25 protein-coding genes and 1 pseudogene are annotated in these 23,407 nt (G+C 57.2%); 21 read left to right on the top strand and 5 right to left on the bottom strand.

Going from position 1 to position 23,407, the window contains the following annotated elements; translation table 11 throughout:
- Positions 1–35: 35 nt before the first annotated feature.
- Positions 36–1,808, bottom strand: coding sequence for an ATP-binding protein (locus tag DKK66_RS17935; protein ID WP_131360252.1), 1,773 nt, complete (start codon positions 1,806–1,808; stop codon positions 36–38).
- A 264-nt stretch (positions 1,809–2,072) separates the two neighbouring features.
- On the opposite strand from DKK66_RS17935, the gene DKK66_RS17930 reads away from it, so the two are divergent.
- The 3 genes from DKK66_RS17930 (at position 2,073) to DKK66_RS17920 (ending at position 4,761) form a co-directional block, all read left to right on the top strand.
- Positions 2,073–3,779 (top strand): ribonucleoside triphosphate reductase, encoded by a 1,707-nt coding sequence (locus DKK66_RS17930; protein ID WP_242673517.1) that lies wholly within the window; start codon positions 2,073–2,075, stop codon positions 3,777–3,779.
- 111 nt (positions 3,780–3,890) lie between these two features.
- Complete coding sequence (gene nrdD, locus DKK66_RS17925; protein ID WP_131360248.1) at positions 3,891–4,067, top strand: anaerobic ribonucleoside-triphosphate reductase; 177 nt, start codon at positions 3,891–3,893, stop codon at positions 4,065–4,067.
- Positions 4,045–4,761: an anaerobic ribonucleoside-triphosphate reductase activating protein gene (locus DKK66_RS17920; protein ID WP_131360246.1), complete on the top strand. Its 717-nt coding sequence runs from the start codon at positions 4,045–4,047 to the stop codon at positions 4,759–4,761. Before nrdD ends, DKK66_RS17920 begins: the two co-directional genes overlap by 23 nt.
- Positions 4,762–4,799: 38 nt before the next feature.
- Here the strand turns inward: DKK66_RS17920 and DKK66_RS17915 are convergent, their stop codons facing one another.
- Entirely contained in the window at positions 4,800–5,486 is a 687-nt protein-coding gene (locus DKK66_RS17915; RefSeq protein WP_131360244.1) for a hypothetical protein, read from the bottom strand.
- Between the two features lie 390 nt (positions 5,487–5,876).
- On the opposite strand from DKK66_RS17915, the gene DKK66_RS17910 reads away from it, so the two are divergent.
- The 17 genes and pseudogenes from DKK66_RS17910 to DKK66_RS17830 all read left to right on the top strand — a co-directional run bounded on the left by DKK66_RS17910 (position 5,877) and on the right by DKK66_RS17830 (position 20,225).
- Positions 5,877–6,218 carry a hypothetical protein gene (locus DKK66_RS17910; RefSeq protein ID WP_131360242.1) on the top strand — a complete coding sequence of 114 codons (342 nt, stop codon included), beginning with the start codon at positions 5,877–5,879 and terminating at the stop codon, positions 6,216–6,218.
- Positions 6,219–6,493: 275 nt separating this feature from the next.
- On the top strand, positions 6,494–6,796 hold the full coding sequence (locus DKK66_RS17905) for a hypothetical protein (protein ID WP_131360240.1): 303 nt from the start codon (positions 6,494–6,496) through the stop codon (positions 6,794–6,796).
- Positions 6,797–6,798: 2 nt separating this feature from the next.
- The gene (locus tag DKK66_RS17900; protein ID WP_131360238.1) at positions 6,799–7,344 is read left to right on the top strand and encodes a hypothetical protein; all 546 of its coding nucleotides are present in this window, start codon (positions 6,799–6,801) and stop codon (positions 7,342–7,344) included.
- 32 nt (positions 7,345–7,376) lie between these two features.
- Entirely contained in the window at positions 7,377–7,598 is a 222-nt protein-coding gene (locus DKK66_RS17895) for a hypothetical protein (protein ID WP_165494223.1), read from the top strand.
- 107 nt (positions 7,599–7,705) lie between these two features.
- A pseudogene (locus tag DKK66_RS17890) lies at positions 7,706–7,864 on the top strand (IS5/IS1182 family transposase); the annotation flags it as partial.
- Positions 7,865–9,531: 1,667 nt separating this feature from the next.
- Positions 9,532–10,095, top strand: a complete 564-nt coding sequence (locus DKK66_RS17885) for a GNAT family N-acetyltransferase (RefSeq protein ID WP_131360234.1) — start codon at positions 9,532–9,534, stop codon at positions 10,093–10,095.
- 109 nt (positions 10,096–10,204) lie between these two features.
- Positions 10,205–10,459 carry a hypothetical protein gene (locus DKK66_RS17880; RefSeq protein ID WP_131360232.1) on the top strand — a complete coding sequence of 85 codons (255 nt, stop codon included), beginning with the start codon at positions 10,205–10,207 and terminating at the stop codon, positions 10,457–10,459.
- Between the two features lie 84 nt (positions 10,460–10,543).
- Entirely contained in the window at positions 10,544–10,948 is a 405-nt protein-coding gene (locus tag DKK66_RS17875) for a hypothetical protein (protein ID WP_131360230.1), read from the top strand.
- Positions 10,949–11,017: 69 nt separating this feature from the next.
- The gene (locus tag DKK66_RS17870; RefSeq protein ID WP_131360228.1) at positions 11,018–11,338 is read left to right on the top strand and encodes a hypothetical protein; all 321 of its coding nucleotides are present in this window, start codon (positions 11,018–11,020) and stop codon (positions 11,336–11,338) included.
- Complete coding sequence (locus tag DKK66_RS17865) at positions 11,305–11,568, top strand: hypothetical protein (RefSeq protein WP_131360226.1); 264 nt, start codon at positions 11,305–11,307, stop codon at positions 11,566–11,568. The genes DKK66_RS17870 and DKK66_RS17865 overlap by 34 nt, the downstream gene beginning before the upstream one ends.
- Positions 11,569–11,617: 49 nt before the next feature.
- The gene (locus DKK66_RS17860; RefSeq protein WP_131360224.1) at positions 11,618–12,121 is read left to right on the top strand and encodes a hypothetical protein; all 504 of its coding nucleotides are present in this window, start codon (positions 11,618–11,620) and stop codon (positions 12,119–12,121) included.
- Between the two features lie 118 nt (positions 12,122–12,239).
- The gene (locus tag DKK66_RS17855; RefSeq protein ID WP_131360222.1) at positions 12,240–12,578 is read left to right on the top strand and encodes a hypothetical protein; all 339 of its coding nucleotides are present in this window, start codon (positions 12,240–12,242) and stop codon (positions 12,576–12,578) included.
- A 70-nt stretch (positions 12,579–12,648) separates the two neighbouring features.
- Positions 12,649–13,086, top strand: a complete 438-nt coding sequence (locus DKK66_RS17850) for a DUF411 domain-containing protein (protein ID WP_131360220.1) — start codon at positions 12,649–12,651, stop codon at positions 13,084–13,086.
- A gap of 322 nt (positions 13,087–13,408) precedes the next feature.
- Entirely contained in the window at positions 13,409–15,067 is a 1,659-nt protein-coding gene (locus DKK66_RS17845) for an NAD-dependent malic enzyme (RefSeq protein WP_082086274.1), read from the top strand.
- Positions 15,068–15,188: 121 nt separating this feature from the next.
- Complete coding sequence (gene aspT / locus DKK66_RS17840; protein WP_045844898.1) at positions 15,189–16,871, top strand: aspartate-alanine antiporter; 1,683 nt, start codon at positions 15,189–15,191, stop codon at positions 16,869–16,871.
- A gap of 207 nt (positions 16,872–17,078) precedes the next feature.
- Positions 17,079–18,902 (top strand): ATP-binding protein, encoded by a 1,824-nt coding sequence (locus DKK66_RS17835; RefSeq protein ID WP_165494222.1) that lies wholly within the window; start codon positions 17,079–17,081, stop codon positions 18,900–18,902.
- Between the two features lie 3 nt (positions 18,903–18,905).
- On the top strand, positions 18,906–20,225 hold the full coding sequence (locus tag DKK66_RS17830; RefSeq protein WP_131360216.1) for a sigma-54 dependent transcriptional regulator: 1,320 nt from the start codon (positions 18,906–18,908) through the stop codon (positions 20,223–20,225).
- A gap of 71 nt (positions 20,226–20,296) precedes the next feature.
- On the opposite strand, the gene DKK66_RS17825 is transcribed toward DKK66_RS17830, so the two are convergent.
- The 3 genes from DKK66_RS17825 to DKK66_RS17815 form a co-directional block, all read right to left on the bottom strand.
- Positions 20,297–20,977, bottom strand: coding sequence for a hypothetical protein (locus tag DKK66_RS17825; RefSeq protein WP_131360214.1), 681 nt, complete (start codon positions 20,975–20,977; stop codon positions 20,297–20,299).
- Positions 20,978–21,473: 496 nt separating this feature from the next.
- The gene (locus DKK66_RS17820) at positions 21,474–21,941 is read right to left on the bottom strand and encodes a hypothetical protein (protein WP_131360213.1); all 468 of its coding nucleotides are present in this window, start codon (positions 21,939–21,941) and stop codon (positions 21,474–21,476) included.
- A gap of 67 nt (positions 21,942–22,008) precedes the next feature.
- Entirely contained in the window at positions 22,009–22,599 is a 591-nt protein-coding gene (locus tag DKK66_RS17815) for a hypothetical protein (RefSeq protein WP_131360211.1), read from the bottom strand.
- A 273-nt stretch (positions 22,600–22,872) separates the two neighbouring features.
- Here DKK66_RS17815 and DKK66_RS17810 point away from each other — a divergent pair, with 273 nt between their 5' ends.
- On the top strand, positions 22,873–23,286 hold the full coding sequence (locus DKK66_RS17810; RefSeq protein ID WP_131360209.1) for a GFA family protein: 414 nt from the start codon (positions 22,873–22,875) through the stop codon (positions 23,284–23,286).
- Positions 23,287–23,407 lie beyond the last annotated feature (121 nt).

The following is a 23,407-nucleotide window of genomic DNA, read 5'->3' as shown; positions in this document are numbered from 1 at the left end:
CACAACCTCGGCCCGCATCCAGGGTCGAGGTTTTTTTATGGCTGACTGTCAGCCAGTAATTCTGCCAGGCAAGCGTACAGTTGCTGCGGACTGACCGGCTTGTGCAACAAGGGCAGGCCGCTGTCACTGGCTTCGCGCAGCCGCGCCGGGGCGGTGTCGCCGGTCAGCAGCAGGGCGGGGATGTCGCGCCCAACAGCCTTGCGGATGGCACGGATGGCATCGGTGCCGCTTTTCTTTTCGCGCAGCCGGTAGTCGCTGATCAGCAAGGCAGGCGTCTGTTGCGCCAGCAAGGGCAGAGCGGCTTCCAGCGACTCTGCCGCCATGCACTGGCAACCCCAGCTTTGCAACAGCATCACCATGCTGCTGCGCACGATGTCATCGTCCTCGATCAGCAACACGGCGGCCCTGGGCAGGGGCTGGCTGATGCTGACTGGTGGCGGGGTTTCTGCGGGTAACGGGTTGGTCACTGCGATGCGTGGCAGGGCAAGGCGAAACACGCTGCCGCGGCCCGGCCGCGACGCCACCCGCAAGGGGTGTTGCAGCAGCTGGGTGAGGCCGCGCACGATGGCCAGCCCAAGGCCCAGGCCTTTCTTGCGGTCGCGTTCCGGATTGCCCAGCTGATGGAATTCGTCAAAGATTTCCTGCTGTTGCTGCGGGTCTATGCCGATGCCGCTGTCCCATATCTCCAGCAGCAGCTGGTCGCCACGGCGACGGCAGCCCACCAGAATGCCGCCTTGCTGGGTGTAACGGATGGCATTGCTGATGAGGTTGCGCAGGATCAGTTCAATCAGTGACGGGTCCGACAGCACCACCTCGGCCGTGTCACGACTGCGGTAGAACAAGCCCTTGGTGTTGGCCAGCGGTGCCAGCTCCCTTTCCATCTTGTTAAGCAGTGGCTGCAGGGCAAAGGCTTGCAGTTGCGGGGTAATCACCCCGGCATCCACCCGCGAATAATCCAGCAGGCTGTGCAGCATTTCCGCCGAGGCATTGGTGGCGCTCTGGATATGGCCGATCAGCGACTGCTGGTTCTGGTCCAGCTTGGTCTTGCCCAGCACTTCCAGAAACAGCCCCTGTGCGTGGATGGGCTGGCGCAGGTCGTGACTGGCGGCAGCCAGGAATTTCGATTTGGCGATATTGGCCTGCTCGGCCTCCTGCTGGGCGCGCAGTGCCGCGGCCGAAGCCTGACGCAGCCGGTCCACCAGTTCCAGGTTTTCAAAGCGCAGCTCGATGGCCCCTTTGGCGGCCTGCGCACTATTGCGCGCCTGCATCAGCAAGGTGGCCAGATACATGATGGCGGCCAGGCCAAGCGCATTGAGCGCCAGTGCATCGGACTGCAAGGACTTGAGCGCAATCATGCCCAGTTCCAGCGTGATGAAGGCGATGAAGGCAGGCAGCACCGGCGACAGGATGGACATGGAGTTACCCGCCACACCGGACAGCACGGCAATGGCCAGAATCCAGCTGGGGGGCGACGCCGGGTTCAGCCCCACCCACATCAGGCTGCCCCAGGCTGCTCCGTCGATGGCGTGCAGTACCACCAGACGCCGCCGCAGCTGCGGCAATTCGGCTGGCCGGATGTCACGGGCCAGCAGGCGGCGGGCATCCATGAAGTCCACCAGCTTGGAGGCAATCACCACCACGCACCACAGGGTCAGCCGCAGCGGGTCAACCTGCTGTTGCAAGGCATAGGCCACCAGCAGTACCACCAGAATGCCGGGCAGGACCGAGCTGCCCAGGTTGTTGAGCAAGAGGCGGATCTGCTCGATGCGGACCTTGTCCTGCCTGCCTTGTTGTTCTGTGTTGATCATGTGCGGAAGAGGGTGAACCGTTGGTTTCCGGGAACAGGCACGCAGGGCGCTGCCCGGCTGTGCTTGCAGGCCATTATAGGGCCCAGCCCTATTCAGGCTGCCAGTTTACTGATGACGATTATGCCAACATGCCTGCCGCGGCGGCTGGCAGGGCACCGCGCTTGATGCGGATCAAGTGTTTGGTCTTGTGTCCGGCATGGTCATAAAAATCTATATATAGTGTTTATAAAATTTTAATCACTATATATTGTTATGAAAAATACCGTGCTGCTGAATCCGCTTGCCACGCTGGACGAATACCTCAGCCGCGCCGACTGGCGCGTTTCTGCCAATGCCAATCAGGGCTACAGCCTGGGCGGGATGATACTCAATGCCGCTGGCAAGCTCACCGCCAACTACTGGCTGGACGGCATTTATCCGCCGGAGGTGGCGCAGGCCCACCGCGAGGCAGACTTCCACCTGCATGATCTGGACGTGCTGGCAGGCTATTGTGCGGGCTGGTCGCTGCGTCAGCTGCTGCATGAAGGCTTCAACGGTGTGCCCGGCCGGGTGGAATCGGCTCCGCCGCGTCACCTGAGCGCGGCGCTGGGGCAGATGGTGAATTTTCTGGGTACCCTGCAAAACGAATGGGCGGGCGCGCAGGCGTTTTCCAGCGTGGATACCTATCTGGCCCCCTTTCTCAAGCGCGACGGGCTGGACGATGCCGCGCTGGAGCAGGCCATGCAGGAATTTGTGTACAACCTGAATGTGCCCTCGCGCTGGGGCACGCAAACCCCGTTCACCAACCTGACCTTCGACTGGACCTGCCCGGCCGACCTGGCCCCGCAGATTCCGCTGATTGCCGGTGAGGAAATGCCGTTCTGCTACGGCGACTGCCAGCCGGAAATGGACCGCATCAACCGCGCCTTCCTGCGGGTGATGGGTGCGGGCGATGCGCATGGCCGGGCGTTCACCTTTCCCATTCCCACCTACAACATCACGCCCGATTTTGACTGGGACAGCGCCAACGCCGATTTGCTGTTCGACCTGACCGCCCGCTACGGCCTGCCGTATTTCCAGAACTTCCTTAATTCGGATCTGGAACCGCAAATGGTGCGCTCCATGTGCTGCCGCCTGCAACTGGACCTGCGCGAGCTGCTCAAACGCGGCAACGGCCTGTTTGGCAGCGCCGAGCAAACCGGCTCGCTGGGGGTGGTTACCCTCAACTGCGCGCGGCTGGGCTACCGCTTCCGTGGTGACTGGGATGGGCTGCTGGCAGAAACCGACCGCCTGCTGGCGCTGGCCTGCACCAGCCTGGAAATCAAGCGCGCACGTGTGCAAGGCTGGATGGACGACGGCCTGTATCCTTATACCAAGCGTTATCTGGGTACGCTGCGCAATCACTTCTCCACCGTGGGGGTGAATGGCATCAACGAGCTGATCCGCAATTACAGCAACGATGCCGACGACATCACCACCGCCCACGGCCAGCAATTGGCGCTGCAACTGCTGGACCACATCCGTGCCCGCATGGTGCAGATGCAGGAAGACACCGGCCATCTGTACAACCTGGAGGCCACCCCGGCGGAAGGCACCACCTACCGCTTTGCCCGCGAAGACCGCAAGCGCTACCCCGACATCCTGCAAGCCGGGCCAATCGACAAGCCTTATTACACCAACTCCAGCCAGCTGCCGGTGGGGCATACCGACGACCCCTTTGTCGCCCTGCAACATCAGGAGCCACTCCAGGCGCGCTACACCGGCGGTACCGTGCTGCACCTGTACATGACCGAGGCGGTCAGCTCGGCCACGGCCTGCAAGCAGCTGGTGCACCGTTCGCTGCAACGCTTCCGCCTGCCTTACATCACGGTGACGCCCACCTTCTCGGTCTGCCCGCAGCACGGCTATCTGAGTGGTCATCATGAATTCTGCCCCAAGTGCGACGCCGAACTGCTGGCCCGTACCACGGCAGCCACCGCGCCTTGCTGCTGAAATGCTTGTCGAGGCTGACAAGAGCCTGCCGCAGCCTTGGGCCAGCTGGCCCCAGGGCATCACGCCATTTTGTTAGCCGCGCCTAAACCCCAACCCTCACAGGAGAGCAATATGTCCCATCAAACCGACATCAAACAGGCGGAACAGCTGGACCCGTCCCTGCGCACCCGCTGCGAAGTATGGACCCGCGTCATGGGTTACTTCCGCCCGGTATCCGCCTTCAATACCGGCAAGCAGGGCGAATTTGCCGAGCGCGTGCATTTTGATGAACAGCACCTGCACCACTGAATCCAGCCTGGCGCTGGCCGGTGTCGCCCCGTTTTCCAGTTGTGACTGGCCGGGGCGGCTGGTGGCCACCGTGTTTGTCGCCGGCTGCCCCTGGCGCTGCGGCTATTGCCACAACCCCGGCCTGCAAGCCCGCAGTGCCGGGCAACTGGCCTGGCCAGAAGTGCGCAGCATGCTGGCGGCGCGGGTCGGCTTTCTGGATGGGGTGGTGTTTTCCGGTGGCGAACCCACCCTGGCCCCGCAACTGGTGGACTGGATACAGGACGCCCGCCAGCTGGGCCTGGCCATCGGCCTGCACACGGCGGGCATCTACCCGCAACGGCTGGCGGCACTCAAAGGCCTGGTGGACTGGATTGGTCTCGACATCAAGGCCGCGCCCGGCGGGGTGGATGCCGTCACCGGCGTGCCCGGCAGCGAAAGCCGCATGTGGCAGGCACTGGATGTTGCGCTGGACATGGTAGCGGACGGTGGAGCCACGCTGGAATGCCGCACCACGCTGGACCCGCGCGTGATGACGGCAGACAGCCTGCACTGGCTTGCGGCAACACTGCAGGCCAGGGGCGTCACCCATGCCGCCTTGCAACAGGGGCGGGATGCCAAAGGCCAGCCATTGTTCGACGCCACACAATGGCCGGGTCAGGCGGTACTGGACGACTGGCAGCAGCGCTTTTGCCAGTTCAGCTGGCGTCACGCCTAGCATTTACGCACTTGGCGTCTGCGCGCTCGCGCCAGACTTCAAGCCGGGCGGGCTGGTCCCTGCCCATCACGCAGCAACTGCCGTGACAGGCGACCGTGCAAACGCTGATGGCAAGGGGCAGCCAGCCCCAGCAATTCGCCATTATCGGCAGAGATGCCCGGCGGCGTGGCTATCTGCTGCGCCAGCGCCTGCAAGGGCGTGGCCGAACTGTTCAGCCCCAGCAAACGGCCATGGGCATGGCGCAAGGGATGGTCCGGCGTGTAATCCAGCGTCAGCAACCAGTGCGAATGCTGCCAGCGCGCACCCTGCGCCAATACCGCCTGCAACACCGCATGACTCACTTGCACCCCGGCCTCCACCGCCAGTGCCAGGGCCTGCTCCCAACGCGGAGCAGTGGGCGGCAGCTGCTCCAGCGGGGGTAGCAACTCTCGGTTCAACCAGTCACGCAACTGCCGCGCCTGCGGCTTGCTACTACGACGCAAGGCGCGCAGCAAAGCCGTAGCGGGCCAGTATTCGTTTGTGACTTCTGTTTCTGGTGTGTTTTGGTGAGTGGTGTCTGCGGCGAGCAAGTGCTGTAAGCGTTGGCCAAGACGTCGGCCAGTGACAGCCAGCACATCGCCGCTATGCAGCCACCATTGGCCGTGCTGGTGTTGCACATGCAGCGGTTTGCCGTGGTAGTAGAAGCAAAGGGGAAGCGGGTGTTGGGGGGAGGTTTGCGTAGTCATGAAGCGGGTTCCTTTGAACGTGAACGCGCCCATTGCTTTCGGGCAGGGCAACCGCTTCGAGATGGTGTGTTGAGCACCAGCGGCGGATTCTAGGGATGGCAGATGAGTGCGGAAACTGCTCGAAAGGGAAGGCGGGCATCGGTTGTGCTGGGCGGGATATCTTCGTAAGGTGGCTTCCTTGCAAAGTAATTGCGGGGTAATGAGAGAGACCTTGACTAGCGGTCTATTGAAATACATCCGACAGTCCTCTGCTGTGATTTGCCCAATCACTCTCAGAGTACAAGCTTCATTCAAAAATCAGCTCAAAATGCCTTGGTTTGGGGCCGATCAAATTCGCTTCATGATTGAAACCCAAATAAAAATGGAAGCTGAACAACGAGCAAAACAATCATGGAAAGGGTTACGTATATCACTGATGGTGCAAGAGCACGCGACGGTGGAATCGTGGTAGCAGCTAATAGAGAATGTGCTAATTCGGGGTGGCTCTTGGCTGCCATTGGCGATAAGGTTGTCTACCAAGATGGTAGTGAGTCTTTAATAATTTCTGGTATTGGCAGGGGTGTCAGGTATAGAAACAAAGATGGCTCCTATTCGAGTGCCGCGGTTATTGGTAGTCGATTGGAAAAAGGTGATGTTGTTGTGACAATGCCTGCTGCCGGTATGGGTTTTGATGTGAGAGAGTATAGCGATTTTCCAGAAGGTCTTTTGATTGATTACTTTAAGGCTGACTAATAATGCCGATTATTCGATATCTATGCCGCAGAAACGATCCTATAACCGGGGGTGGCCGTGTACTAGAGGGTATTGGAATAGAAAAATTCAACCATCGAGGCATGGACCCTACGGCGGAAGGCATGAAAGGTTGGTGTAACGTCTGTAAATCTGTAGGGGTAATTAGATGCGTCGAGCCTAGGCCGGATGATTATGCGCCAAATAATATTTATGGATATAGGCTTGCTTTGAATGGCGATCACCTGATATGCAAGTGCCCGAAGCCGCAGAAGTTGATGCACACTACTGATGGGTATCAGCTAATTATTAGTGATGAATATGTCGCAAAGTTAAATAAGGCTACATCCGCTATTTCGTCCAGTGTGGGAAGCGGATTCGGTTTAGCTACCGCAGCTTTAGTTTTTAATGACAAGTACGTCATCATAGACCAAGATGGCTTACCGTTGGCCAATACCGAATACGCTCTGTCAGTGGATGGCGGCGAGCCTGAGTATGGTGTGACGGATGCCAGTGGGCAGACTCATCTACTGGACTCTGTTGCCGAGAAGCATCACATCGACATTTATCTGGAGGGCTGATTGTGCCACAGCAGATTCAATCGCCAAGTTCTGGCAAGACGCTCATCAAAGTTGCCACCAAACAGCTGACGCCTGCCTCCGATACAAGCGTCAAAACAGTGACGTCTCCCCGCGAATTCATTGAGGTAATTGTCAGTGATTCCAGAATTGTCAGCCGTGGGTCACAGTGGGGTCATACGGCAATATATGTGAACGGAAAGGTCTACTCACGGGCGCACGACGTATATTTCACCACAACTTACGATGACTACGTTAAGCGAAATTCGTATCGAGATTCGATAGGTTTGCAGCTATGGATTTCGCCCAGAGAACGAGAGATTCTTCAAAAAGAGCTGGATCGGCGTGTGGCCACCGATGCCCCGTACAGCCTGTTTGATAATAGCTGTTCTTCTAATGTGGCAGATGTGCTTGAGATGATTGGAATTCTGGCACATGACCCGCGTTGGATTCCTTTTCCTGTTCCTCCTGCTGAGATTTTGGCAGTAGTAAGCAAGTCCAATCGGTTAGTAAAAAAAATTCCGCATACGAAAAATGTGGTTTCCAAATGAAGTGGCCGGTTTTATTGACAGGCTTGCTAATCATGACTGCCTGCACACCAACTGTTAAGAAAGTTGTTGCCACAAAACAGGTAGACATCTACAAGGAACCGATTGATGGTACCAGCGAGTTAGCATTTACCGTGCAGGCGGGTGACGTTTGTACTTTCATTGATGAACAGCAAAATAAGGTCTACCTGTTCAAGAAAGTGAACTGCGATGGTCGGCTTGGCTGGACCCCAGACTGGGCCGACTTTGATGGGTGAACGGAACTGTTTAGCAACAATCCACGCTAGCAGGCTGTTGAAATATTGGAGTATCGAGCACCGATTAGCGACGTTGCTGACAAATACTCATGATGGAGGGATGTGCGATGCGCGGAGCGGACGGTTATAACGAAGCATTGTTCACCACCATTCGGCTTGAGGAATTCGTTCCGGCTAACCAGCCGCTGCGCCCCATCCGCACCTGGCTCAACGAAGCACTCACCAATATGGGTGCCTGCTTTTCGGCCATGTGCGAGGCCGATCTCTAAAGGTGGGATGGCCTAAAGGGGCGTTCCACCGCGCAACGCTATCGAATAAATCCATTTCTCCTACTGGAAATACCGTACCGACGCCACCCTTGTACCCCGTCAAGCATGCCGACGGGTGGCCGGGGCGAGGTTTTAAGCGCCTGCAATGTCTGAGCGATTTGATGTTAGCAAATCGCGAGTTCAGGCGCGCCTCGCCTCGGGCGGGACCTGTCGGGTAGCCGCAGGCCATGCTTGCTGGGTGGCCTTTAGGGATGAAAGGGATCTTTGGCCAAGCAAAGATCCCTTTCCCGTCCGCCGCGCGGAAGCGGCATGTAAACCATCATCCGCGTGAGCGGATACAAAGCCTGTTTTGACTTGGTAATGGCAACCCGATTTTCATCCAGCGCCACTGCGTTAAACTTCGCGGGTCTCGCCCCGCCGTCGAGGTACTTTCTTTTGCTTCGCCAAAAAGAAAGTACCCAAAGAAAAGGCGACCCGCAGCGCGTCGAATTCCCGCCCCAGCCGCACCGCTCAGGGCGCGGCCGGAACTTGCGGCGCGCTAGCGTCGCGCCGCTGCGGACAGCCGACCGCTTAAGACCCTGAGCGCCACGACTGAGTCGGCTCGCGCTGACGGGACTGGGTCAGCTCCGACAGGTGTTTCTGATCAGAGAACCACCGCACCGACGCAGCCACCGGCCCCGTCAAGCATGCCGACAGGTGGCCGGCGCGAGGTCTTAAGCGCCTGCCCTGTTTGAGCGATTTGACGTTAGCAAATCGCGAGTTCAGGCGCGCCTCGCACCGGACGGAACCTGTCGGGCAGCCGCAGGCCATGCTTGTGGGGTGGCCTTGGAGGTGAAGGAGGGCTTGGCCAGGCAAGCTCTCCTTCCCGTCTGCCGCGCGGAAGCGGCGTGGAAAAGATCATCCGCGTCAGCGGATGCAAACCCTGTCTTTACTTGGTAATGGCAATCCGATTTTCATCCAGCGCCACTGCGTTTAACTTCGCGGGTCTCGCCCCGCCGTCGAGGTACTTTACTTTTGCTTAGCCAAAAGAAAGTACCCAAAGAAAAGGCGACCCGCAGCGCGTCGAATTCCCGCCCCAGCCGCACTGCCCAGGGCGCGGCCGGAACTTGCGGCGCGCTACCGTCGCGCCGCTGCGGACAGCCGACCGCTTAAGACCCTGAGCGCCACGACTGAGTCGGCTCGCGCTGACGGGACTGGGTCAGCTCCGACTGGCGTTCTTGATCAGCTAACCACCGCACCAACGCGCCAACCGGTCCCATCAAGCATGCCGACAGGTAGCTGGGGCGAGGTCTTAAGCGCCTGCAATGTCTGAGCGATTTGACGTTAGCAAATCGCGAGTTCAGGCGGGCCTCGCGCCGGACGGGCCCTCTCGGGTAGCTGCAGGCCATATGATGTGGCTAGCTTTTCCCGTAGTGGGAATCTTTGGCCAAGCAAAGATCCCTTTCCCGTCTGCCGCGCGGAAGCGGCACTTAAATCATCATCCGCGTGACCGGATTTCTACTGCACGGTCCGCGTGATGGTTACTTGAGTAGAGGGATTGCATCGGATAATCTCAATGTCATGAAAGCCTTGCTGACCTTCCAATGTAGCCCGTATCGTCAGCGATACGCTGAACATCTCTGTTCGCAAATAACGGTTAACCGGCTTAAGCCATGAAAGCGCGAATGTCATTTGAACTACGTATTGGCGGTGAGGCCGATGCCCAAGAAATTGCAACTCTTGTGAACCGAGCCTACCGTCCCTCGCCGCAAGAGGCAGGCTGGACTCACGAAGCAAATCTGATTGCTGGTGAAAGAATTAACCTGTCGCAGGTTCTTTCTCTGTTTCACGAGCAGTCCACGGTTCTGCTGTTGTGCCACGCGGCTGAAATTGTCGCTTGTGTACATGTGCAAGGTGGTCAGTCTGGCGCTTACATTGGCATGCTGGCGACCCATCCCGGCATGCAGGCCCAAGGTCTTGGTAAGCAGATGCTGCTCCATGCAGAGGCATACGCTACAGAGCATTTAAAGGCATCGGTATTCAGAATGTCGGTTCTGTCTTCTCGACCAGAACTCCTGGCATTCTACCAGCGCCGTGGTTATGTACTTACCGGGGAGGTGGCGGAATATCCCTTGTCGGCTGGTGTCGGTTTACCAATTATTGAAGGCATTTATCTCCTGTTGCTTGAAAAGACACCTACCAGGCAACACGGCGTGAGCGAAACCCTCGTTTCGGATTCAAGCGTATAAATTCTTTCAGACTAATACGTCAAAGTGGCTGCGGTTGGTCAGGCGCTTCGCTCGCTACTGGCCAAGCTTAATCGTAATTGCTTGTTGATTAAATGCGGCGAGGTCAAGTATGTATCGTGACAGCACTGTCTTGGCTTGGTGTGTTTTGATTCTTGGTGTGTTCGGTATTGTAGATGGCAGTGACATATTGATTCGTGGCGCAATGTATGCGGATGGAAGCAGTTGTAAGGCGATATGCGGCCTCTCGTTGTTGCTTTCGCAGTTTTTTAGTTCTGCCGTGGTGGCGCTTGCTGTAGGCGTTATCTATTTGCTATTGGGTGTGTTTTTGGTTTGTATCGGCTATTTGATGCTGAAGAGTAAGTAAAGGCGCTGCTGTATATTGTTTTAATGTTGGTTTTGCAGGTGGCTGTTTCTTGGGATTGATGATGGTTATTTTTGGTAATAAAAGATGATAAAGGAACTGTTTGTTATTTTGTCCTTGGTCTTTGGCTATGCATTTCTTGTCAGAAAAAGCTTTGTGCTTGCGAAAATTCACTTCACAAATATGGTCTTGCAATATGTTGCACTGGTTATTGCACTGATCGCCACCCTTATGCTTGCCTATGCATTTTTCTGGGCAAGAACACCACCTGTCAGACCTAAACCGGAACTAATCATTATTGCGGAAAACTTGGTAATCCCTGTTTTTCTGTTTCTCCCAAGTTCGCTGGCATTTGTTTGCGCATTCTTGCTCAGAAAACATGAAAGTCGCGTACGTGAAGATTGGGTGGCGATTGTTACTGTTTTGGCTGCCATTTTCTCACCAATTGGCCTGGTTATCTCCGCCTGCGGTTTGGTTGGTGCTTGTTTTTGAAGTGGATGCCATGCATGTCGAATGATGCTTAATCGGCAAGGCAATTTGACTTGGCAGTCAGGAAGGTAAATGTTTGCAAGACTTGCGTTGATGATTATTGTGGTGGGAGTCAATTTTTTTGCAGTCGGTAATGCTTGGAATGATTGGGTTTTGTATTCCAGGTATCACACACCACATAAATCAGATATCAAATATTCAACGGCGCAGTTCAGTACAGGCCAGGAAAGCGTACTGCCGGAAATTCCGGAATTTTGCTGGGCGATAATCATTTTTATTATTGTGCGCCAACTGCCGGAGCTAGCTATTCGAGTTGTAGTTTGTGTTTTTTCAAAGGACGCTGCGATGAGCCTGGGCGGATGGATTTTGCCGATAAAGTTGGTTCCAGAATAAAACTGGGCTGGGTTGGTATGAGTGGCATACAGGATAGGGTGGTGTTTTCCATTGAGGCGGATGGTGTTGTTATGGTGCCTTATGATAGTGCGGTTTTGAAGTATGAAGCCAAACGTCAAAAGGCAGGTGACTCCATGGCTGGTGATATTGCCTTTATTGTTTTTGCAATCGTTGTTGATTTGATATTGTTCTGTCGGTTCAGGGTGAAAGTTGCTGGTTCTGGGTCATGAAAGATGTGCATCTGCCTGAGCTAATTCCCATGCATGCATTGATAGTCATATGAATCGTCAAACGTGGGTGTGCGTGTTGTCCTGCCTGTTTCTATGTATTGGCCTGATCGCTGCCATGTGGGTGTTTGCCGCACCAAACCATTTATCGCTGCTGCCGCCACAGCTGGGGGTGCAGAAGGTTCTGTACGCGGAAACCGACTCCTGGGGTTTTGGCCCCGGAGGTAACGAGACGGGAGTGGTCTTGTATGAGCTTCCTCCGCATCTGGCCCGCAAGAACCCGAATAGCCTGCTTCCGGAGCTGGAGTGGGAAGCTACCCCCTTGCACGGTCATCGTGAGTGGTTTGAGGGGGAGGGCGCTTCACAAACAATAGCCGGGCCATTACTGGAGAATTATCTGAACCAGTATGGTTTCGGCATTCCAATCAAAGCCGGGGTCGCCAGAGAAATCGACCGTGCTGTCTCTGCACCGGGTAGCTGGTATGCATATACCCGACATGGCGTGGTGGTGTTGATGCCCTTGATCAATCGGGTGGCCTTTGTTTATGCCGGTTGACCATGTGTTCGACTGATCCAGATCAACCATCCACCAGCAAAACACCATCCTGCATTCACCTGTGCCACCTGGCAGTGCTATCTTCCCAGCCATGAAAGCCCTGTACCGTTTCCTGCTCATGCTTCTGCTCGCGCTTCCGGCACTCAATGTGCTGGCGGCAAGTGCTGATATGGCCATGGCCGGTGCGGCTATCACCTCCGCAGACTGCATGGCCCATGCCAGCTGCCATGACAAAACAGCAGGCAAGATGCCGGAACATGCCGGCCATGCAAAAGCGGCGCATGGCATGTTGTGTGGTGGCGCGGGCTGCGTGCAGCTGTGCGCACCTGCCTTGTCCCAGTTTGCCGACTGGTCTGCCACCTCGTTAGCCACCGGTGGTATTTTTGTTCCCACCCAGCCTGCCACGCTGGCTGGCATCACCCTTTCTCCGCCGCACCGCCCCCCTGTACTGGCCTGACCGCATTTTCCATTTTGCCGGCTTGTTGCCGCTTATCCGAATCATTGTCATTGCCAGAAGGAGGGCCACCATGGCCACTATCCGCACCCGCGTTATTGCCGTATTGATCGGCGCGTTCAGTACTTCCGTTTTTGCCGCTACGCCGGTCACGCTATACAAAAGCCCCAGTTGCAGCTGCTGCGAGGCCTATGTCAGCTACCTCAAGCACCAGGGCTTTGAGGTTACCGCCATCAATCGCGATGACATGCAGTCCATCAAGCAGCAGATGGGCGTCACGCCCGGCCTTGGCAGCTGCCATACCGCCAGGATTGGCCGCTACACCATTGAAGGCCATGTGCCGGTGGCTGCCATCAGGCAGCTGATGACCAGCAAGGCCGACGTGGTGGGCCTGTCCGCCCCCGGCATGCCGCTGCACAGCCCCGGCATGGGTGAAGAAAAGCCAGGCACGCAGGCCATTTACACCATGACAAAGGACCAGCGCACCGGCGTGCTGTTTGGCCGCTTCTGAGCCATCTGCTGGCTGCGGTGACATGCGCAGCCGCACCATTCGTGCGCCTACTTCGCAGTAGCGCAAGCCCGGCAGCCTTGATTGGCTGGCCGGGTTTTTTCATGTCTGCATAAAGCCCACAGACAAAGTACGGACTTCCGCACCCGCGGTACGGGGCAAAGTACGGCCTGACGTCAGCAGGGTTTTTTCGGTAAATAAAAACCCATAAAAATCAATGAGCTAAAAAATTTTCAAAGGACGAAAAGGCTGGCACGCCAGTTGCAATAAGAAGGGCAGCTGAGACGTTTTCATCTCACCCATTCGATACAAACTGGAGATTGCCATGACTGTAAAGAACACTTCCGTCAAGAATGACAAACTGAGCGCCAAGGGCGTACAAGGCGGCATGCCGCTGCTGCATGAACCCAAGCTGAACAAGGGCACGGCCTACAGCGTGGAAGAGCGTCGCCAGCTGGGCCTGGAAGGTTTGCTGCCGCATGCGGTGGAAAACCTGGACCGTCAGGTAGAGCGCGTCATGGCGCATCTGGATGAAAAAGCGGACGATCTGGAACGCTACACCTATTTGATCGGCCTGGAAGACCGTAACGAAACCGTGTTCTACAAGACGGTGATGTCCGACCCGAAACGCTTCATCCCGGTACTGTACGACCCGACCGTGGCCGATGCCTGCGAAACCTTCGGCAACAATTACCGCCGCGCCCGTGGCATGTACATTACCCGTTACATGAAGGGCCGCATGGCTGAAGTACTGCGCAACTGGCCGGAAAAAGACGTGCGCTTCATCTGCGTATCCACCGGCGGTCGCATTCTGGGCCTGGGCGACATCGGTGCCAACGGCATGGGTATTCCGATTGGCAAGCTGCAACTGTACACCGCTTGCGCTGCCGTACCGCCGGCCGGCCTGCTGCCGGTGCTGTTCGACATTGGCACCACCAATGAAACCCTGCGCGCCGACCCCTTCTACATGGGCACCCGCGAAGCCCCGGTTTCCGAAGCCGAGCTGGACGAACTGACCGAAGAATTCATCCAGGCTGTACAGGAAGTATTCCCCAACTGCTGCGTGCATTTTGAAGACTGGAAGGGCACCGACGCCATCCGCATGCTGGATCGCTACAAAGACAAGATCCTCTGCTACAACGATGACATTCAAGGTACTGCCAGCGTGGCGCTGGCAGGTATTGCGGCCGGCATGAACATTACCGGCGGCAAGCTGACCGACCAGCGCGTGATGTTCCTGGGTGCGGGCTCTGCCGGCCTTGGCATTGCCAAGCTGTTCTGCGCCGAACTGCAAACCCTGGGCCTGAGCGAAGCCGATGCCCGCAAGCAGGTGGCCTTGTTCGACATCAACGGCCTGATCGAGCATTCCCGTACCGACCTGTCCGAAACCCAGAAGCTGTATGCCCGCCCGGCCAAGCCGTGCAAGGACTTTGTGCAAGCCATCCGCGACTTCAAGCCCACCGTGCTGGTAGGCGTGAGCACCAAGGCCCGTGCCTTCACCCGCGAGGTGATCGAGCTGATGAGCGAGCTGAACGAACAGCCCATCATCTTTGCGCTGTCCAACCCCACCCACAAGGCCGAGTGTACTGCTGAGGAAGCCTACACCTGGTCCAAGGGCAAGGCGCTGTTTGCCGCTGGCGTGCAGTTCCCCGACTTTGACTACGAAGGCAAGACCTTCCGTCCGGGCCAGGCCAACAACTTCTACATCTACCCGGCCATCGGTCTGGCTACTTACTGCTGCCGTCCGACCCGCCTGAACGACGAATGCTTCATCGTGGCTGCCCATGCCACCGCCGATCAGGTCACGCTGACCCAGCGCGCCAAGAGCATGCTGTTCCCCAGCCAGGACCAGATTCTGGAAACCGAAGTGACCACGGCAGCACGCATTGCCGAGTACATGTTCGATTCCGGCCTGGCCCAGGTGGAACGTCCGCGTGATATCCGTGCCTGGATCGAGTCGCAACTGTACAAGCCGCAATATTAAGAAGGGCACGCACCGCTCGGTCGGGCGGTGCATGAACAGCTGAAGGGCGCGCAAGCGCCTGATGACCTCCGCCGGGCCGGATAGCCGGCTGGCGGTGGTTGACCATACAAAGGTGTCTATCATGGACTACATCATTCATACCCTGCAGAAGTATCCGGAGATAGCGATTTATCTGACCATCGCCGTCGGCTTCTGGGTGGGCAATCTCAGTCTGGGCAAATTCAATCTGGGGGTGGTGACTTCCACCTTGCTGGCCGGTTTGCTGATTGGCCAGGTGCATCTGGTGATTCCGCCGGTGCTGCAATCCACCTTCTTTGCCATGTTCCTGTTTGCCGTCGGCTATGCCGTGGGCCCGCAGTTCATCCGCGCGCTCAAGAGTGACGGTATCTCGCAGGTGTTCTTCACCATTCTGGTGTGTGCCTCCGGCCTGGTTACAGCCATCCTGCTGGGCAAGATGCTGCATTACGACGCAGCGCTGACTGCCGGCCTGCTGTCCGGTGGCTATACCAACTCCACCGTGCTGGGCGTGGCAACCGACTTGCTCAATCAGGTCAACCAGATGCCTGGCGGCGTGAAAGTGGCGATGGCGCTGATGCCGGTGGCCTATGCCGTGACTTACCCGTTCGGTACTGCCGGTTCTGCCTGGTTCCTGGCGACCTTTGCCCCGAAAGTGCTGGGTTTCAATCTGGCTGAAGAGTGCAAGAGCTATGAAAAGGAAAACGGCAATGGCCACACCGTGGGCAGCACTGCGTACCGCGAGTTTTCCGCCCGTGCCTTCCTGCTGAGCAATGTGGACCTGTTCGACAAGACGGTTTCCGAAGTGGAAGCCATGTTCAACCACGAAATCTTTGTCCGCCGCGTGCGTCAGGCCGTGGGTGCCAGGATTGTGGATTGCGAAGGGACTACCCGCATCCAGCGTAATGATGTGGTGGCCATTTCCGGCACCCTGACCGCGCTGCTGAAATACCAGCACCATTTTGGCAAGGAAGTGAAGGACGTTCCGCTGCTGGACTTCTCCACCGAACTGCTCGACCTGGTAGTGACCAGCCGCAAATACGCCGGCAAAACCCTGGGCGAAATCACCAGTACGCTGTTTGGCAAGCCGGGCCGTGGCCTGTTCCTTACCCGCTTTAGCCGTGGCGAGCTGGACATGCCGATGGGGCATGATGTGGTGGTGCAGCGTGGTGACGTGCTGACCATTCTGGGTGCCAAGCAGGACGTGGTGGCCGTAGCCAAGGAACTGGGCTATGCCGACCGTCCGCTGGAAAACTCCGACATGGCCTTCATGGGCTTCGGCATCGTGGTGGGCAGCATTCTGGGTGCCATCACCGTGCATGTGGCTGGTATTCCGCTGAGCTTCGGTACTTCGGTGGGTTCCATCGTGGCCGGTATCGTGTGTGGTTACCTGCGTGCCACCATGCGTACCTTCGGCAAGATTCCTGGCCCGGCACTGTGGGTGTTCAATAATGTCGGTCTTAACGGCTTTATTGCGGTGATTGGCCTGAATGCCGCGCCTGGCTTCATTTCCGGCCTGCAACAATACGGCCTGACCCTGCTGTTTGCCGGTGCCGTGGTTACCCTGGTGCCGCTGATTGTCGGCCTGCTGCTGGGACGCTTCGTGTTCAAGTTCCACCCCGGCATCCTGCTTGGTGCTTGCGCCGGTGCCCGTTCCACCACGGCCGCGCTGGGCGCATTGCAAGACGCAGCGCAAAGCAAGGTACCTGCCGTGGGCTATACCGTAGGCTATGCGGTATCCCGGCTGGTGATGGCGGTGTTCACCATCGTGCTGGTCAACGTGTTCTAGCGGTCTTGTTCTTTATCCTTTCGGTCGTCGTGGCCCTGCCATGACCTTGCCACGCGGGTTAGCCCCGCGTGGTTTTTTTGCTTTGCATGTTGCGGCGCAAAAAGTGACATCGTGCTGTGGGATAATGCCCGCATGCCAGCCACCACCAGCCAGCCGCCGCAGGGCGACGACGTGAATCAAGCCAAACGGGCCAGGCCCGGAGTGCGTATGAAACGAAGCGGTTTTTATCTTTATTTGCTGATCTCCATGGCGCTGTCCTTGCTGTCCGCCTGGGTGGTGTACACCGTCAGCTGGCAGGAACAACTGCAACAGCGCCAGCAGGATTCGGTGCGCCGTGTGGCGCGCAATGCCGGTTTCCTGCAGCACGAGGTGGACAAGTTCGGCCTGCTGCCGCTGGCGGCATCCTATAACGACACCCTGCGCGAAGCGCTGGCCACGCCGGATGATGCCCGGCAACTGGCGCGTGCCAACCAGTACCTGGTGCGGCTGAATCAGGGCGCCGGCTCCTTGCAGGCCTATCTGGTAGACAAGGCAGGCAAGGTGATTGCCTCCAGCAACTGGCAGCAAAAAGACAGTTTTGTAGGCCGCAATATCGCTTACCGGCCATATTTTCAGCAGGCGGCGGCCAATCGAATCAGCACCTATTACGCTATTGGCACCACCGGCAATGCCACCGGCTTTTATCTGGCCACCGGCATTTACCAGGGGCAGGAGCGGGTGGGGGTGGTGGCCATCAAGATAGGGCTGGAACAGCTGGAACACATGTGGGGCAATATCGTGGAGCCGCTGCTGGTGTCGGACTCCAACGGCGTGGTGGTGCTGTCCTCCGTGCCGGAGTGGAAATACCATGCCACCACGCCACTCAGCTTTGATGCGCGGCTGGCGCTGGAAAAAGCCCAGCAATACAACAAGCAGGTGATCAAGCCGCCCATCTGGCAGCGCAAGAGCGTGCTCAACAGCCAGGCCATGCTGGTGCAGATGGGGCAGGGCCGCAGTCGGCACGAATACCTGGCCATCAGCCAGACCATCCCGGTCAGCGGCATGACGCTGACCATGCTGAATGACACCCACGAGCTGCACAGCCTGGCCCTGACCCGCGCACTGGCGGTGGCAGTGGCGGTGGGCTTTGCCTGCCTGCTGCTGCATTCTGTCCGGCTGTGGCGCATGAACCTGAAAGCGCAGGCCGAGGCGCGGCGCAATCTGCAACTGGCACACGATCATCTGGAAGAACAGGTCGAGCAGCGCAGCAGCGAGTTGCGCGAAGCCAATGCCAGCCTGAAAAAGGAAATCGAAGAACGCATCCAGGCGGCGCGGCAGGTGGAAAACTTCCAGAACGAGCTGATCCGCACCGAAAACCTGGCAGTCATCGGCCAGCTGTCCACCGGCATCGCCCATGAAATCAACCAGCCGCTGGCGGCGCTGTCCGCCTTGTCGGCCAATACCGTACGTTTTCTGGAAATCAACGATCTCAGCACCGCGCGGGCCAATCTGGAACGCATCACCGACATTGTGGTGCGGCTGGGCGCGCTGACCGAGCAGCTGAAGTCCTTTGCCCGCCGCCCCAATGGCGAGCGCGAATCGGTAGCGGTGGCGCAGGCGGTGGAAAACGCCCTGTTCCTGCTGAACCACCGGCTGAAAAAGACGCATATCACATTGCAGCTGCCCGCCGAACCGGCGGATATTGTGGTGCTGTGTGAAGCGGTGCGGCTGGAGCAGGTACTGGTGAATCTCGTCAGCAATGCCATTGATGTGCTGAACGGCGTGGACAACGCGCAGATCAGCATCGACTGGTCGCGCCAGGGCGATACCGTGCGCATCAGCGTGCGCGACAATGGCAGCGGCCTGTCCGACGAAGTAGGCGCCCACATCTTCGAGCCCTTTTTCACCACCAAGAAAACCAGCGGGCTGGGCCTGGGGCTGGCCCTGTCCTCGGACATCATCAAGTCCTATGGCGGCATGCTGACTGCCGACAATCACCCGGATGGCGGGGCGGTATTCACCATCACGCTCAGACAGAACAAGCAGGAGTAACTCATGAGCAATCTACAAGTACTGGTGATCGAGGACGATCAGGACGTGCAGCTGGGCTATGTCCAGGCGCTCGGGCTGGACGGCATCCAGGCCCAGGGCTTCGATTCGGTGGAAAAAGCCCGTCGCAGCATAGGCCGTGACTTTGCCGGCATCATCGTCAGCGACATCCGCCTGCCCGGCATGGACGGCCTGGCCTTCATGCAGGAGCTGCTGGCCGACGATCCCGACCTGCCGGTCATCCTGATTACCGGCCACGGCGACATTGCCATGGCGGTGCAGGCCATGCGCGACGGCGCTTACGACTTCATCCAGAAGCCCTTCCTGCCGCAAGTGCTGGTGTCGGTGGTGCAACGCGCGCTGGAAAAACGCCGCCTGGCGCTGGAAGTGCGCCAGTTGCGCAAGCAACTGGCCGCCTATGGCGGGCTGGAAAGCCGGCTGATTGGCAACTCCAATGTGATGGCCGAGCTGCGCCACCTGGTGCAGGGCGTGGCCGCTACGCCCACCGATGTGCTGATCAACGGCGAAACCGGTGCCGGAAAAGAGCTGCTGGCGCGCTGCCTGCACGACCTGTCCGGCCGCACCGGCCCCTTTGTGGCGCTCAACTGCGGCGGCCTGCCGGAAACCCTGTTCGACAGCGAAATGTTCGGCCACGAAGCCGGGGCCTTTTCCGGGGCCAGCAAGCAGCGCATCGGCAAAATCGAATACGCCCAGCACGGCACGCTGTTTCTGGATGAAATCGAAAGCATGAGCATGCCGATGCAGATCAAGCTCTTGCGCGTGCTGCAAGAGCGGGTGATCGAGCGGCTGGGTTCCAATCGGCTGATTCCGGTGGATTTTCGCGTGATTGCCGCCACCAAGGCCGATTTGTCCAAGCTGGCCGAAGAAGACAAATTCCGCGCCGACCTGTACTTCCGCCTGAACGTGGTGACGCTGGACCTGCCGCCGCTGCGCGCCCGGCGCGAGGACATTCCGCTGTTGTTTGACTACTTTGTCACCCAGTCGGCGCTACGCATGAACCGCCCGGCACCGGCCATCACCCCGGAAGTCATCCGCGACCTGATGGCCTACCACTGGCCGGGCAATGTGCGCGAGCTGCGCAATCAGGCCGACCGCTTTGTGCTGGACCTGAAAATGGTGCCCGGTAACGCCATGGCCGATACCCAGCCCACCTTGCACGCGGCGGTGGAATCGTTTGAAAAGGGCATGATTGCCGAAGAACTGCGCAAGCAGGGCGGTAATGTGTCCAAAACCGCCGAAGTGCTGAAAATTGCCAAAACCACGCTGTTCGACAAGATCCGCAAATACGATCTGGAAGAAAAATAAAACTCAGCACAAGACAAGACCGGCAGCCGGGCCAAGCGCCCGCTGCCGGTTTTTTCATGCTTGCTGCATGCCTAGCCCGGCTGCAGCATCCGCCGTGCCTGGCGCTGCAAACGACCACGCAGTTGCTGATGGCAGGCCGTTGCCAGCCCTAACAACTCGCCATTATCTGCCGCAATACCTTGTTCCGTGGCTATCTGCTGTGCCAGCGCCTGCAAGGGTGTGGCCGAACTGTTCAGCCCCAGCAAACGGCCATGCGCATGGCGCAAGGGGCTGTCCGGCGTGTAATCCAGCGTCAGCAGCCAGTGCGAATGCTGCCAGCGCGCACCCTGCGCCAACACCGCCTGCAACACCGCATGACTCACCTGTACCCCGGCCTCCGCCGCCAGCGCCAGGGCCTGCTCCCAACGCGGAGCAGTGGGCGGAATCTGCTCCAGTGCCGGTAGCAGCGCTCGGTTCAACCAGTCACGCAACTGCCGCGCCAGCGGCTTGCCGCTACGGCGCAAGGCGCGCAGCAAAGCCATTGCGGGCCAGTATTCGTTTGTGACTTCTGTTTTTGGCGTGTTTTCGCGGCTTGGGTCTGCCGCCAGTAATTGCTGCATGCGGCTTCCCAGCCGACGGCCAGTGACGGCCAGCACATCGCCGCCATGCAGCCACCATTCTCCTTGGTGGTGTTGCACATGCAGTGGTTTGCCGTGGTAGTAAAAGCAAAGGGGAGGCGGGTGTTGGGAATGCGAAGGGGCTTGCTTGGTCATGGAAATGGCCTTCTGTTGAATCGTTGAAAGTCACCCCTGTTGAGAGGGTGGTCAGGCACTTCAACACCGCCAACAGTAACGGCCCGCAGTTTTTCCCGGTTGCCCAGGTATTGCATGGCTGCGCGCTACCCGACCATAGGCTGTGCATTGTCCATAAAAACAGACAATGACAAAACCGATGGAAGTAGAAATGCCGCAAGACTAACGGATGCGGCAGCCGCTGTTGAGGGTGTGTTGAGCACCAGCGGCGGATTCTAGGGATGACAGGGGAGTGGGGAAACTGCTCGAAAGGGAAGTCGAGCAGGACGTTACTTGCAGGGAAAGGACCGCACCGATGCGCCCTGCGGTCCCCGTCAAGCATGCGACAGGTGGCCGGGGCGAGGTGTCAGGCCGCAATTCGACTCAAATGGGTCAATAATTTTTAGAAACTGATGCGGATTTATTGTATTGATTTATTAGCTGAATGAAAAATTGCGATATGCATTTCTGATGGTAATCAGAATTTAAGTGATGCTTCTAGCAATTCTTGCTCCATGTATAGCTTATTAAGAGTCTCTTCAATCAGGTGAATGATATCTTCTATGTTTTCAAGTTCTTCAAGTCCGTTGATATTGTTCTGAATCATTGAAATGGGTTTGGTGTTGTTGGCTCTATCAATGTGCAGAAAGGCCTCTAAAGTAGTCAAGTCAGAGTGGGCATGAATTTTGTCTCTGGCGTCAATAATTCGATTGTGTAATGCCAAGTACTTAGATGGAATCCATTTCTGGTCTAGTTTTCGTTTTCTTTTTATTGTTCCTCTTGATGTCGTATATGCCCTTGTATATTCAATTAGTCCATAGCAAAATGCTGGTCCTGACAATGGATTGTCCTTGGTGTTTTTGACCAGGTTTAGGGTTTTCCAAGCATGGTTCAGCTGATTGATGCAAACGGATAAGTGGATGTAGTCTTCCTGTTGTTCAGTCATGGTTATCCTGATAGTTTCCGATGTCACACGCGAATCGATATGTGTGCATCTATTATTTTTGAGGTATTCATTTTTCTGCGTATTGGCCTTGAATGTTGGTGTTTTCTAAGAAAAGCCGGCCCTTTCGAACCAGTAAAGTACCCAATTGACTCTGCTGTGAAATAAGGGCCCAGCCGGGCTGCCCTTCAGCGGTCATGAATGAGAGAAACCGAAAGCCATTGGAGAGGGTTAGCCTGACTTCAGGTATCTCCCCGAACAGCTCAATGTCCTGCACCGTAACACCAATTAATTTTTTGAGCATGGATGACCATCGCCGCTCGGAGCTCCAGCTTCCCCCCACAATCGAGCGCATTTTCTCAATGCGCCAGCTCCACTCAACCATGAGAGTGATTTCTCCATGAGGCTGGCCGGGTGTGCCGTCACGCTTCGTGCGCTGAGTGAGTCGGCCAAATTCAATGAACAGGGTTGAACCATGGCCGCGCCATACATGGGTAATGTGCTGTCCAATGATTGCTTCTTTGAATGGTGCAAACTTTGAAGTCACGCTGGCCCTGTCGTTCCTTGTTTGATTCACCCGGATGCATGTTTCCGGCAAACCATTGATATGGATGTCGGGATTTATAGCCTTCATTGGCTTGGCAGGTAAAGTCATTGTCATGAAAATCATCACCCACACGTAGACAGCACGTGCGACTGCTCTGGCAGGGCAGTGTAATTTTTTGCCTGTACTGACTAGCTTGAAACCCTCGCCAAAACAAGCCTGTGACTTCCAAAGCAGCAGCGTTCTGCGGCTACAGGGTCGTGTTTGAGTTGAATTGGGGGCGCACTGCACAAATGAAAAAATGACATCGTGTTAGAATGTCAGCCCGCAGCCAAAAGCTGATGTCAGCATCCAGCTGGTGCACCACCCCCCATCTGCATGGAGTCGCATATGAGTTCCAAATACACAGGGCAGTGTTTGTGTGGCCAAATCAGTTACACGGTGGATGTTGATCCGCTGTTTGCCGGTAATTGCCACTGCAAGGATTGCCAACGCACATCCGGTAGTGCCTATGTTCCGGCAATGATTTTTCCGGCAAGCAAAGTGGTGATCCACGGCGAGCCCCGTATTTTTGTTTCCACGTCGGATAGCGGAAATGCGCATAGCCGTGGCTTTTGCCCCAATTGTGGCTCCCAGCTGTTTGCCAGGTTCAGCCATCTTCCCGATGTGCTGGGTATCAAGGCCGGGACCTTGAATGAAACATCCCGATACCGGCCAATGCTGGATTTCCATGTGGCAAGCGCCGCAGAGTGGGATTTCATGAACCCGGAACTGCCTAAAAAACAAGGCGCCGCTCAAGCTTAAGCGGTCAACTTTGGCCAGAGGGTGGCCTGTGCTGCCATCTATCGGCTGCTTTGTTGACGACAGAGGGCAGGGCAAGCCCCCCGTACGGGCGCTGTAATGCCAACGACAACAGGTCACAGGC

This window comes from Aquitalea sp. USM4 (genome assembly GCF_004328945.1).
In the GTDB taxonomy this organism is placed as follows: domain Bacteria; phylum Pseudomonadota; class Gammaproteobacteria; order Burkholderiales; family Chromobacteriaceae; genus Aquitalea; species Aquitalea pelogenes.
The sequence above is the reverse complement of the archived record's forward strand: the minus strand, read 5'-3'. Positions and strand labels throughout refer to the sequence as shown.